We start from the raw sequence: 12,214 nt of genomic DNA, 5'->3' as shown, positions 1-12,214 counted from the left end.
GGCGGCGCAACCTGGAGAGCCAGAGCAGGGCACAGGCGGGAAGGCGTATCGGCAGACGACGCTTTCGAATGCCTATCTGAGGCTCGACGTAGAGGCGGGGCGCCACGGCGGGATTGCGCAACTAGAGTGGAACGACCGGGGCGTGTGGACGCCCGTCTTTCGACAGGCGCAGCGGCGAGGGCATAGAACTGCTCCCCGTCGACTATCGTGTCAACCGTCGATCTGGGTTCAGAACGTGGCGCAGGACATCCGGGCTGCGGCGACGTCGTCAGGATCACAGCCAATCGGCGCAAGTCGGCGGGTTCCGCTGGCCGATGTTGCACTTATGGGCGACTGGAAAATCGACTCGACCGGAGAAAAATGTCTCCGCTTGATAGCCGAAGTCGCAGAGCGCTATAGGGCAGTCCAGACATATGAGCTTGACGGGCCGACACTGGAAATCGCCGTCGAACTCGAGAATACGGGACACACGCCGCTACCGTGCGAAATCGAGGTCAGTCCGGCCCTGGTGCGCGACGCGGATACCCGCATAAGCGCGCCGGCGGGCTGGATCTGGATTGCACGAGAGAACGGAAAGACTCCCAGGCTCGTTCCGGCTCCGTTCGCGTGGCAATTCGGGGTGACATACCCTTTACCGGCGAAGGCCACGCGTTCACTGGCTGGGGAGGGAGGGCGCTGGTCGAATGGCCGGCGCGACAGTTTTCTCTCGCGATCGTGGGAAACACGGACTGCTATCGCCTTTGTGCATATCCGGAAGACGATTCGTTTTCGTTCCAGGTGATGAATGATCAATCGGAACACCGCTACATCCGCGACGGCGATGGCTTGCACGGGCTTTCGGTTCTTGCTGCGGGACAAACGCTCAGCCGTCGGGTCAGCTTCACAGTCGAACGTCTGGCGTCTCTGACGAGGACCGCGCGCTACTCGGCGGAGTAGTGGTTTATTGCAGTTGGAATCTTTTCATACTAATAAAAAGGTCGTCACGGCCCGTGTGGAGAGGTCGATTTGACACATCATGAATCGGGGGGAAACATGCTCAAGGGGCTCGGTATCAAAAGCGGGCTGACCTGCGTAATTTCGGTGTTTGTCGTCATCCTTGCTGTGACGAGCTCTGCGGGCATTCTGGCGCTGAAGCTGAACAACGACGAGCTGCGAGCGATGTATGAAGTGGATACCAGTTCGCTGGTCGCGCTGAAGACCAGTGACGCCTTGCTTCAGCGCGCACGCGTTTCACTCGACAGCTACCTTTCGTTGTATGGTCTGGGTGACCCGGAGCCGGACTTGCTCTCGGGCGCGCGACAGGATCTAAAGGATTCCGAACTAGAATTCTCGAAATATCTTTCACTGCAATCGGGCGCAGACTCCGATGCGGCGAAGCAGCTGGCAGAGCGCCGCCGGTCGGTCCTCGACAAGGCAATCCTGCCCGCGGCTGACGCGCTCGGCCAAATGGATTTCGGCCACTTCAAGGAACTCCAGGGGAAGGCGACACAGGATGCGGTGGCGTCTTATCAGAGCGCGATGAAGGAACGCGAGAACGCGGTCGTCGACCTGCAACGAGAGCGTTTTGCGCAGGCGCAGTCGCGCTTTCATTTGATGGTCGCCATGCTTGCGGCAACGGCGGTGGTCGCACTTGCCGTGGGAATAGGGGCTCGGCGGATCCTCGTTGGAATCGTGGTGAGCCCTATCGCTGAAATCAAGACACATCTCGCGCGCATTGCCTCAGGCAATCTTCAGGGTGATGTGCTCGCCGAATATCGGAACGAGATGGGAATGCTCATGGCGGACGTCAGGACGATGCAGGACGCGCTGGTGCGAACTGTCCGGAGCGTTCGCGGCGGCACGGAAACCATCAACGTCGGCGCACAGGAGATTGCCTCCGGCAGCGCGGATCTTTCGCGGCGAACCGAGCAACAGGCAGCGTCGCTCGAGCTTGCAGCCGCGAACATGGCGCAGCTGACGCGGGCCGTCAAGAAGAACGCGGAGACTGCCGATACCGTGAGTCGACAGGCCTTGGCGGCTTCACAAACGGCATCTGCGGGCGGCGAGGTGGTTCACGAAGTCGTCCGGACGATGCAAGGCATATCGGTGCATTCCAGCAAGGTCGCCGAAATCGTGGGCCTGATAGAGAGCATCGCCTTCCAGACCAACATTCTGGCGCTGAATGCCGCCGTCGAGGCGGCACGGGCTGGAGAACTCGGGCGCGGTTTTGCGGTCGTTGCGAGTGAGGTCCGAAGTCTCGCTCAACGAAGTGCGCAGGCGGCAAAAGAGATCAAGCAGTTGATCGATGCGACGGTCGGGAAGATCGACCAAGGTTCGCTGCTCGCGCAAAGGGCAGGCACGATCATGACCGAGGTCGTGTCGTCAGTCTCAGCGGTAAGCGGGTTGATGGCTGAGTTGCACCGGGCTACGCAGGAACAGAGTCACGACATCGAGCAGGTGAGTGGCGCGGTCGTGCAAATGGACACAACGACTCAGCAAAATGCGGCACTCGTCGAGCAGGCTGCAGCCGCAGCCCAGTCGCTCAAGGAGCAGGCCGCGCTGCTCGACAATGTCGTTTCGGAATTCAAGATCGCATCGGGTACGTCGTGACTCTGCCGCGAGCACAAGCAACCTTATAGCACTGCTGTCGCTTCGATCTCGATCTTGAAGCCGAAGTGGAGCGGTCCCGTCGGCACGATTGTGCGTGCCGGCCGCGCCTCGCTCGCCCAATCCGCGTAGATCTGATTGAAACTCGGCCAATGCTCGATATCGTCGAGATAGACGCGAACCTGGACCAGTTGCGCGATGCTGCTGCCTGCGCCTTCTAGCGCAACCTTGAGATTCGCCAGCACCTGCTCGGCCTGCGCCTCGAACGACGCGTCGGTCAGCTTTTGGCCCTGCGCGTCGATCGGCAACTGACCCGACACGAAGACCAGTCCGTTTGCAATCGCCACGTGACTATAGTGGCCCCCCGGGGGACGCAGGTTCACCGGGTTTTCCGTGCGCGGCAATCGCGTGCCCGATTCGTTACCAGCCATGAAAGCGGCTCCATACGGTTGTTTCGCCATCTGCGGATAGCGCGTGATACTCCGGGAACTGCGTGCCTGTTGCGCAGGCATGATTGGGCAGGATACGCAGCTTCGTTCCGATCGGAAAGCGGGTCGCCAGGTTCGTTGTTTGCTGTGTTTCATGAGCCGGCGACAAAATCCCGTGCTCCTGGTTTGCACCGCTTAAAACCCAGTCGGTCAAAGGCGTGCCATCGAGACTACAGGGCAGACCATATCCGAAATCTTCCGTCTGCCGCGACGTCCCGCGGTCGCGGCTCATCGCCATCCAGCCTGCGTCCACGATCACCCAGTCTTTTTCCGGCTGATGGCCGATAACCGTCGTGAGCACGCTCAAAGCGATGTCATCGGTCGAGCATACGCCGATGTTGCGCATCACGAGATCAAAAAAGACGTAAACACCCGCGCGCACCTCGGATACGCCATCCAGTTTCTCGGCGGACAACGCGGTGGGTGTCGAACCGACGCTCACCGCGTCACAAGGGAGGCCCGCGTCACGCAGCCGTTGCGCTGCGCGAACACAGCCTGCGCGTTCCTGTTCGGCGAGCGCAGACAGCGCATCGGGCGTGTGAAGCTCGTAGCTGGAGCCCGCGTGTGTCATCACGCCGCCGAGCTTGACGCCGCTGTCATGCAGGATGCGCCCGACCTCCAGCAACGCATCCTGCTCCGGCGCGATCCCTGAGCGATGCCCATCTGTATCCACCTCGATCCAGACTTCGAAGGCTTCCTTCTGCCCGGCGCAATACCTCGCGACTTCTACCGCTGCGCGCGTGTTGTCCACCACCAGCTTCAGATCGCAGCCCCGTTGTCGGAGCGCCATCGCTCTTGGCAGCTTCGACGGCACGATACTGACCGCGTAGAGAATATCGGTCACGCCAGCCGCAAAGAACGCTTCCGCTTCCTTCAGCGTCGAAACCGTGATGCCGTTCGCGCCGGCTGCCAGTTGCGCGTGCACCACCTCCCTACATTTGGTCGTTTTCACGTGCGGGCGAAACTTCACGCCGAGCGCGTTCAGGCGCGACTGCATACGCGCAATATTCCTGTTCATCCGCGGGATATCGACCAGGGCTGCAGGGGTATCGAGTTGATCAAGTTTCATGATTTCAGTTGGGCAGCTTGTTGTGCGCCGAAATGTCGGAACCGGCTGCACCAGGGCACAAGTGATTCCAGTGTCGGCGCCTCGATTTCGGGAGGCGGCGCACCTTCTACCAAGGGCAGGGCAACCCTGTTGTGCCAATAAGTCCGCAAGCCGACCGAGGCGGTGCCGAACATGTCGTAGCTCGAGCCGGCGACGAAGACGGCCTCCGAAGGCGTCACGCCGAGCACGTCGAGCGCCAGGCGATAGGGCGTCGGGTCGGGTTTGTATGCGCCGGCTTCTTCGGCGGTGATTACGGCATCCCATTTGACGGGAAAGATTCCTGCCGCCTGGCGGCCAAGTCGTATCGAGCAGTTGGTTACGATGGCGATCTTGCAATGCGGTTGAAGCTGTTGCACTGCCTCGACGGCACCGCTCCACGGTGTCAGTTGAAGCCAGTCTGCCTCAAGCGCGAGTGCGGAGGATTCGGGCAAGCCCACGTGCACCGCGGACTGCTTTACCAGCTGTTCGTAGGCGACGTAGCGCCCGCAACCGTAGGTTAGACGTAGGTACTCGGCGCGCCACGCACGCCCCGCCTGCTCCGAGCCTGCGGAGCGGTTCCAGAGCGTCCACGAGTCGAGCAGCGCGGTGAGAAGATCGAAGAGGACCGCCTTCGGATAGCCGGTCGTTGAAGATGGACTGCTCATGAGCGAGGCCTCCATGCGGTTCGTTCATGGCATCAAGTATAGAGTTCGATCAGGCGCCGGGAATTCAGTCGCACGAAATCAATCATTCAGAAAGATTGAATGTCTTTCGAGGTGTCGGCTAGCTCCGCCACGGCGGCTGTGGGCGAAAATGTGCCTGCAGATACTGCATGAATTGCCGGGTGCGTGCGGGCAATCCGGCGCGATTGTTGGTGAGTGCGATCACATCGGCGTCGGGCGCCTTCCATGCGGGGAGCAGCCGCACGAGGTTTCCCTTCGCGATATCGCCGGCAACGTCCCATTCCGAGCGGAGAATGACGCCACGGCCCTCACACGCCCATTGGCGAATCACCTCGCCATCGTTGCAGCTCAACTTCGACGACACGCGGATACTGCGCGCCGTGCGGCCCTTGCGGAACTGCCAGAGCGATGCGTCTTCGTTGTTCTCTCGCAGCACGATACATGGCAGTTCGGCCAGATCGTCAGGGGTTTCCGGGTTCGGAAAGCGCTTCAGAAACGCTGGGGATGCACACACGAAGCGTGCATTCGGCGCAATCGCATAGCCGATCAGATTCGACGCAGGCAGATCGCCGATGTGAACCACGATGTCATAGCGGTCGGCGGCCTCGGTCAATGGTTGATCGGTGAGCGTCAACTCGATGTCGACGTCGGGGTTGTCCTGCTGGAAGCGGGAAACGACGGAAGCGAGATAGCGCCGCCCGAAACCTAGCGGCGCGCGAACTCTCACGGTGCCGACGAGCCCACCGCGGCGTGCGCGCAAATCCTCGAGCAGCGTGTCGAACTGTGTCACCAGGTGTGCGCCGCGTTGGCACAGCAACATTCCTTCTTCCGTGAACCGTAAGCGGCGAGCGCTGCGGTCGACGAGGCGGATATCGAGTTTTCTTTCGATCTGCTGCAACCGCTGCGTGACCGCCGGCGGCGACAGCCCAAGCTTTCTCGCTGCCGCAACGAGGCTGCCGGTTTCCTGTATGGTCAGCAGGAAGCGAATGTCATTTGAATCGCTCATGTTGGTCTCATCGCGGTTGCGGCTGCAATTGTTGTTCGGTGGGCCCGCGCCGGGAGGGACGCAGCGGGGATCGCCGCGATGCGATTCATTGGACTCGATATCGCGCCAGGAAAGTGCAAACGGCGCTCTCGACGACGCGTTCTACCTGATCGTCGGACAGGGCGTAGTCTGTTTGCATGAGGCGAGGATAAAAAACGGTCTCGCCCAGCATACCAATGAATTCTGCGCGCGCGAGCTGCACGTCGGCAACACGCAGCTCGCCTTCGTCAACGCGCCTTTGCAACCAGGCATCCGTAATATCGCTGAATAAATGCTTCGCAAGTTGAAAGCGGGCGCCCACCGCGGGAAAGTTTCGCGCTTGCCCAATGATCAGGCGCATCGCGGAAATCAACCGCGCGTCTGAAACGAGCTCGCAGAATGCGCGTCCAATTTCGCGCAGGCCCGGTTCGACGTCGTTGGGCACGACGTGATCTTTCCAGTTCGAGAATAGCTGATGGATCAGATGGTCCACCGCTTCGACGAACAGCGTTTCCTTGCTGGGAAAATGTTTGTACAGGGTCGCGTATGACACTGTCGCGCGATCGCCAATGGAATCCATCGTGGCCGCGTCGTATCCGCTTTCCAGGAACGTTGCAATTGCAACCTCCAGGATCAGCGCGCGCTTTTCCCTGCTAACACGCTGCTGATATCCCTCTACGCCGTTCGTCGAGGAAGTCTCTCCGCGCGAGATGGGCTTCTTCCTTCCTGCCTTCGCTATTTCCACTCACAAGCTCCAAAACTATCGGTCTGGAAGGCATTCTGCCCCCCGTTGGCAAAAATCGCCAGCAAGCGAGACTGCGGACGGTCCTTCGAAATCGGAGGCATCGGCAATGCCGGGTTTTCCCTACCTTTATCGCTGCCGTTTAGTACTATAGTGTAATACACACTACACCATGAATCTCGAACAGAAATGGGAGCCAGCGTGAACGGTTTCAGACGATTAAGCACAGCCTCGGTTATCAGAGGCGGGAAAGGCTGGTCATTACTCGGGGCGAGGTGCTCCGGCTGTGAAGCGCCCATCTATCCAGTCCTCACCGTGTGCCCGCACTGCGGCGGCCGCGACTTCGTTGCGTTGCCGCTGCCGACAATCGGCACCCTCTACTGCCACAGCGTGGTGCATATGGGACCAAGGGGCGTCGACACGCCCTATACCGTCGGCTACGTGGACTTTAGTGAGGGTCTGAGGGTCTTCGGGCGCATCGAAATGGAGGCTGGCGCTGTCCAGACGGGGCAACAACTCGAATTGCGAGTGAAAGCAGCAAACAAACGAGCGAGCCAGTTCATCTACTTCTTTGCCGCACCCGGCGAAGTTCCCCGGCAGGTAAGTTCATGAGCGCGACGAACGGTTTGAGGAGCGTGAGCGTCGCTGGCACAGGTATGGTTCGCTTTGGGCGTTTCCCGGAAGTGAGTCTTGCGCAGCTCGCCGCGCCTGCGGTCATCGAGGCACTTGATGAAGCTGGAATCGATCGACCGCGCATCGGCGCTATTTATTGCGGAACGGTATCCGGTGGTCCATTGGCTGCTCAACGTATCGCACGGGAGACGGGGCTGACCGGCATCGAAGCGGCGAATTTCGAAAATGCCTGCTCGTCGTCGGCGAGCGCATTCCGGCACGCCTGGCTCGCGATTGCCGCGGGGGCGGTGGATTGTGCCGTGGTGGTCGGAGCGGAGCAATTGACCCGTCTCGGCAGCGGCCCACTTGATCTGGGCGATGAGGATGTCGAGGCGGCGAACGGTTTGACGATGCCGGCGCTGTACGCAATGCGCGCACAGCGGTACATGCACGAATTCGATTTGTCGCCTCGCGATCTCGCGCAGATCGCGGTCAAGGCCAGGGCGAATGGCGCGCTCAACGCGTATGCACAGATCCGCAGCACCATGTCGGTGGATGAGGTGCTCGCTAGTCGGCAGGTGGCCTCGCCGCTGACGTTGCATCAGTGCTGCCCGCTGGGCGATGGCGCATCGGCGGTCGTGCTTGCGGCCTCCGACTTTCCCATTGCGAATCGGCAAGGCGCCGTGAAGATTCTTGCGTCGCATCTGACGTCGGGCCGTTACATGCAGGGAGGCAGGGATATGACGACTCCCGAGGTCACGATGCGTTGTGCGAACGAGACCTACGAATCCTGCGGCATCGGCCCTTCCGACATCGATCTCGTCGAGTGTCACGACGCCTTCACCATCGCCGAATTGCTGTACTACGAAGCACTGGGTTTTGCCCGCCACGGAGAAGGGGCGGCTTTGATCAGGGAAGGTCAAACGTCGCTGAACGGACGGATTCCGTTCAACCCGTCCGGCGGTCTGCTCTGCAGGGGCCATCCGCTTGGCGCGTCGGGAATCGCGCAGATCGTAGAAATAACCCGCCAGTTGCAGGGCCGCTGCGGCGCACGGCAGGTCGCGAAAGACAAGCCGCGCGGTCCGCGAATCGGGCTGGCGCACATCACCGGTGGAGGCACCTACGGCTTCGATCACGGTGCCTGCGCAATACACATTCTTGGAAGGTGAGAAGTGAAATCAGCACCCTTTACCTGGCACCGCCCGGAAAGCGTGGCGCGTGCCGTCGAGCTGCTTGCCACGCTGGACAATGCACGCATCGTCGCTGGCGGCCAGACGCTGATGCCGATGCTGGCCATGCGTTACGCGTATGTGGACCATCTGATCGACGTGAACGCGATACCCGGCCTCGACGGGATAGCGTTGGAAGGCGGCGAGGTCTGCATCGGCGCACTGGTTCGCCAGCGAGATATCGAGCAATCTCCTTTGATTCATCGATACGCACCGCTGATGGTGGAGGCGTATCGATTGGTCGGTCATATTCAGACGCGAAATCGGGGCACTTTTGTCGGAAGCGTTTGCAATCTCGACCCGGCCTCGGAGCAGCCCGCACTCGCCGAAATCTTCAATGCGACCATCGTCGCCGTGGGACCCCGCGGAGAGCGGCGCATCCCGTTTCATGAGTTCGCGTGCGGCTTCATGACGACTTCGATCGAACCGGACGAAATGGTGACGCAAATTCGCCTGCGCATCTGGAACGAGCCGCACGGCTATGCGTTCGAGGAATTCGCGCGCAGGCATGGGGACTTCGCAATCGTCGGGGCCGCGGCCATGGTGTCCGTCGACGCCAATCGCGCTATCGGCCGTGCCGACGTGGTCCTGTGCGGCATGGGCAGCAAACCTTGCCGTCTGCAGCTCGACGACGTCCTCCAGGGACAGCAGCCCAGCGACGGTCTCGCAAAGGCAGCAGCCGGCAGAGCAAGCTCGATCGATGCCCTTGGCGACACGAGTGCCAGTGCCGCCTATCGGCAACGCCTCGCGAGCACCGTAACCGAGCGTGCGCTTGGGCGTGCGTTCGCTCGCGCATTGAACGCAAGCTGAGGGAATCATGGATCAGAGAATCGAATTCGTGGAACAGGCAAGGATTGCCGTCGAACTGAACGGACAGGCTGTGACCTGCGACATCGACCCCAGAGTGACGCTCGGCGATTTTCTTCGTCACCAGCTTGGCAAGACCGGCACGCATTATGGCTGCGAGCATGGTGTTTGCGGGGCATGCACGGTGCTGGTGGATGGACGTTCCATGCGCTCGTGCCTTCAGCTCTGTGGCCAGGTCGACGGGCGGAAGGTCACAACCGTAGAGGGGCTGGCGAATGCCGACGGCTCGCTAGGCATCCTGCAGCAGGCGTTTCAGGATCGCCATGCGTTGCAGTGCGGATACTGCACCCCGGGCATGTTGACCACACTCACGGAGTTTCTGCGGGCCCACCCCGACCCGTCCGAGGCGCAAGTTCGTGATGCGATCAGCGGCAATATCTGCCGCTGCACGGGCTACCAGGCCATAGTCGAAGCCGCGCTGCTCGCCGCAGCGAGAATGCGCGGCGAGCCCGATCCAGTTTTCGGTCTGGTTACCGCACACTCAGAAAACAGCGCACCTCTCACGGATTCGGCCGTGCACGCGCGATATGTCGGCAAACCCGTCAAGCGCACCGAAGACCCAGCGCTGCTCAAAGGCGAGGGGCAATTCGTCGACGATATCCACCTTCACGGAACATTGCATTGCTGTTTCGTGCGATCGTCGCACGCGCACGCCCGCATCAGGCACGTCGATACGCAAGCGGCAAAGGCCATACCGGGCGTCCACCATGTCTGGACGTTCGCCGACCTGGACGAAGCGCTGCGGCAGCCATTGCCTGTCCTGGCGCCCACGCACATGCTCACTGAGCCGCGCATGTGGTCGCCGCTGGCTGCGGACGAGGTGTGCTACGTCGGCGAGGCGGTTGCTGTTGTCCTTGCCGAAAGCCGGTACATCGCGGAAGACGCCGCTAACCTGGTGCAGATCGACTACGAGGTACTGCCTGTTGCCGGCGACATCAGGAAGATATTCGACCCGGATGCGCCACGGGCTCACAGCGACGTTCCGACAAACCTCCTGCTCGACATGCCGTTTGCTTTCGGCGAAGTCGACTCGGCCTTTGCATGCGCAGCGCACGTGGTCAAGCGCGAGATATTCCATCATCGCGCAACTGCGCACCCGATGGAGTGCCGCGCAACCCTCGCGCGGCTCGATGGCGGCACCGGTGATCTGACCGTCTGGAATTCAGGCCAGGCGCCGCATCTCGAAAGACGTCTCCTCGCGCAAGCGCTCGGCTACGACGAAGCGAAGATCCGGGTCATCATGCCGGACGTTGGGGGGGCGTTCGGTCCCAAGGGTATCGCCTATCCGGAAGAGTTCGTCGTGGCCTCGGCTGCACTCAGGCTGGGTGTGCCGGTCAAATGGACCGAAGATCGTCGCGAGCACTTCCTGAGTATTACCCAGGAGCGCGATCAACTGTGGGATCTCGAGATGGCGCTCGACCAGGACGGAAAGATCCTCGGCGTGCGCGGTTCCGTGGTCCACGATAACGGTGCGTACGTGCCTTGGGGCATAGTCGTGCCGATCATCGCGGTGACCTCGTCGCTGGGTCCGTACGTCGTCCCGGCATTCCAGGTGAAGCTGAAAGTCGCGTGCACGAACATGGTACCCACCACGCCGGTGCGTGGTGCGGGGCGGCCTAAAGCGGTATTCGCGATGGAGCGGATGCTCGATGCCGCAGCCGACCAGCTCGGCCTCACTCGTCTGGAAATTCGACGTCGCAATTTCGTGCAGCCGGAACAGCTACCGTACAAAACTGGCCTGATATTCCGCGACGGTTCGCAGATGGTGTATGACTCCGGCAACTATCCGGAGACCCAGAAAAAGGCAGAGGAGCTTGCCGGTCTGGACGCGTTTCGCGCCCGCCAGGAGGACGCGCGCACGCGGCAACGATATCTCGGCATTGGCTTTGCCAATTATGTGGAAGGCTGTGGTCTAGGTCCTTATGAAGGGGCGGAAGTCACCTTGCAAAACGACGGACGCATACACCTGGACGTCGGTGGCGCCGGCGCGCAGGGGCAAGGCATGAAAACCATCTTTGCCCAGATCGCAGCCGATCAGATCGGTGTCGATATGGATGCCATCACGGTAGTCGTCGGCGATACGGGCAAGCTTGCAATGGGTGTCGGGACATTCGCGAGCCGGATCACCGTCAACGCCGGAAATGCAGTCCACATTGCATGCGGCAAGCTCGCGGGAAAAATCAGGGCGCTGGCTGCGAACGCCCTTCGTGTTCCGCTGGATCAGATCGAGATCGCGCGTGGCGTCGTATGCGCGCGAGGTCAGCCGGAAAGGGCGTTGCCGCTCGGGAAAATCGCTCAGATGTCCTATGGGATACCTGGGTTCACGCTTCCTGACGGGCTGGATGCAGGCATGACTGTCACGCATTACTTCTCCCCGAAAGCCAGTGTCTACGCCAACGGAACGGCGTTCGCGGAAGTCGAGGTGGATCTCGGGACTGGCTACGTAAAGGTCTTGCGTTATGGCGTTGCGCACGATTGCGGGAATGTGATCAATCCAATGCTCGTCGAAGGGCAGGTGATTGGCGCGATTTCCCATGGGATCGGAAATACGCTGCTCGAGCGGCATGCCTACGACGAGAATGCCCAGCCGCTTGCGACGAATTTCGCGGAGTTTCTGCTGCCGACCGCTCTCGACATGCCATCCCACATCTCGATGGCGCATCTCGTTTCCCCCTCGCCGAACAACCCGCTTGGCGTCAAAGGCGCCGGGGAGGGCGGGACGATTCCTGCCTCCGCGGCGATCGTCAGTGCCATCGAGGATGCGCTGAGCCGTTGGTCTATCCGATTTGACGAAACCCCCGTGCTGCCTGAAATGATCTCTGATCGGCTGCATGCCGCAGGCGCCTACAGCGACGCCGCTCCCCAACACACCTCGAACGAAGAACTTGCAGGATAA

At 61.0% G+C, this 12,214-nt stretch carries 10 protein-coding genes and 1 pseudogene; 6 read left to right on the top strand and 5 right to left on the bottom strand.

Going from position 1 to position 12,214, the window contains the following annotated elements; all coding sequences use genetic code 11:
• Positions 1 to 1,032: 1,032 nt before the first annotated feature.
• On the top strand, positions 1,033 to 2,589 hold the full coding sequence (locus BFD71_RS26455; protein ID WP_069267274.1) for a methyl-accepting chemotaxis protein: 1,557 nt from the start codon (positions 1,033 to 1,035) through the stop codon (positions 2,587 to 2,589).
• A gap of 23 nt (positions 2,590 to 2,612) precedes the next feature.
• Here BFD71_RS26455 and BFD71_RS26450 read toward each other — a convergent pair whose 3' ends face one another.
• The 5 genes from BFD71_RS26450 to BFD71_RS26430 all read right to left on the bottom strand — a co-directional run bounded on the left by BFD71_RS26450 (position 2,613) and on the right by BFD71_RS26430 (position 6,613).
• Positions 2,613 to 3,017 carry a RidA family protein gene (locus tag BFD71_RS26450; RefSeq protein ID WP_069267273.1) on the bottom strand — a complete coding sequence of 135 codons (405 nt, stop codon included), beginning with the start codon at positions 3,015 to 3,017 and terminating at the stop codon, positions 2,613 to 2,615.
• The gene (locus BFD71_RS26445) at positions 3,007 to 4,143 is read right to left on the bottom strand and encodes a DSD1 family PLP-dependent enzyme (RefSeq protein WP_069267272.1); all 1,137 of its coding nucleotides are present in this window, start codon (positions 4,141 to 4,143) and stop codon (positions 3,007 to 3,009) included. The genes BFD71_RS26450 and BFD71_RS26445 overlap by 11 nt, the downstream gene beginning before the upstream one ends.
• Positions 4,140 to 4,826 (bottom strand): HAD-IA family hydrolase, encoded by a 687-nt coding sequence (locus BFD71_RS26440; protein ID WP_141710805.1) that lies wholly within the window; start codon positions 4,824 to 4,826, stop codon positions 4,140 to 4,142. The genes BFD71_RS26445 and BFD71_RS26440 overlap by 4 nt, the downstream gene beginning before the upstream one ends.
• 118 nt (positions 4,827 to 4,944) lie before the next feature.
• Positions 4,945 to 5,850, bottom strand: coding sequence for a LysR family transcriptional regulator (locus BFD71_RS26435; protein WP_069267270.1), 906 nt, complete (start codon positions 5,848 to 5,850; stop codon positions 4,945 to 4,947).
• An 85-nt stretch (positions 5,851 to 5,935) separates the two neighbouring features.
• On the bottom strand, positions 5,936 to 6,613 hold the full coding sequence (locus BFD71_RS26430) for a TetR/AcrR family transcriptional regulator (protein ID WP_083245487.1): 678 nt from the start codon (positions 6,611 to 6,613) through the stop codon (positions 5,936 to 5,938).
• Between the two features lie 198 nt (positions 6,614 to 6,811).
• Between BFD71_RS26430 and BFD71_RS26425 the strand changes: the two genes are divergently transcribed.
• From BFD71_RS26425 to BFD71_RS26410, 5 genes and pseudogenes are all read left to right on the top strand, one after another.
• The gene (locus tag BFD71_RS26425) at positions 6,812 to 7,222 is read left to right on the top strand and encodes a Zn-ribbon domain-containing OB-fold protein (protein ID WP_176732962.1); all 411 of its coding nucleotides are present in this window, start codon (positions 6,812 to 6,814) and stop codon (positions 7,220 to 7,222) included.
• Positions 7,219 to 8,391: a thiolase family protein gene (locus BFD71_RS26420; RefSeq protein WP_083245486.1), complete on the top strand. Its 1,173-nt coding sequence runs from the start codon at positions 7,219 to 7,221 to the stop codon at positions 8,389 to 8,391. The genes BFD71_RS26425 and BFD71_RS26420 overlap by 4 nt, the downstream gene beginning before the upstream one ends.
• Positions 8,392 to 8,394: 3 nt before the next feature.
• Positions 8,395 to 9,261 (top strand): FAD binding domain-containing protein, encoded by an 867-nt coding sequence (locus BFD71_RS26415; RefSeq protein ID WP_069267267.1) that lies wholly within the window; start codon positions 8,395 to 8,397, stop codon positions 9,259 to 9,261.
• A 7-nt stretch (positions 9,262 to 9,268) separates the two neighbouring features.
• Positions 9,269 to 9,451 (top strand): annotated as a pseudogene (locus BFD71_RS42875) (2Fe-2S iron-sulfur cluster-binding protein); the annotation flags it as partial.
• A gap of 75 nt (positions 9,452 to 9,526) precedes the next feature.
• Entirely contained in the window at positions 9,527 to 12,214 is a 2,688-nt protein-coding gene (locus BFD71_RS26410; RefSeq protein ID WP_370684317.1) for a molybdopterin cofactor-binding domain-containing protein, read from the top strand.

Source organism: Paraburkholderia nodosa (assembly GCF_001718195.1).
Lineage (GTDB): Bacteria > Pseudomonadota > Gammaproteobacteria > Burkholderiales > Burkholderiaceae > Paraburkholderia > Paraburkholderia nodosa_A.
This window is presented reverse-complemented; position numbering and strand designations above follow the sequence as displayed.

What these genes read in the sequence shown, in the direction of transcription:
- BFD71_RS26455 (WP_069267274.1), top strand. Translation starts at nt 1,033, where the DNA reads ATGCTCAAGGGGCTCGGTATCAAAAGCGGGCTGACCTGCGTAATTTCG.
- BFD71_RS26450 (WP_069267273.1), bottom strand. Translation starts at nt 3,017, where the DNA reads ATGGCTGGTAACGAATCGGGCACGCGATTGCCGCGCACGGAAAACCCG.
- BFD71_RS26445 (WP_069267272.1), bottom strand. Translation starts at nt 4,143, where the DNA reads ATGAAACTTGATCAACTCGATACCCCTGCAGCCCTGGTCGATATCCCG.
- BFD71_RS26440 (WP_141710805.1), bottom strand. Translation starts at nt 4,826, where the DNA reads ATGAGCAGTCCATCTTCAACGACCGGCTATCCGAAGGCGGTCCTCTTC.
- BFD71_RS26435 (WP_069267270.1), bottom strand. Translation starts at nt 5,850, where the DNA reads ATGAGCGATTCAAATGACATTCGCTTCCTGCTGACCATACAGGAAACC.
- BFD71_RS26420 (WP_083245486.1), top strand. Translation starts at nt 7,219, where the DNA reads ATGAGCGCGACGAACGGTTTGAGGAGCGTGAGCGTCGCTGGCACAGGT.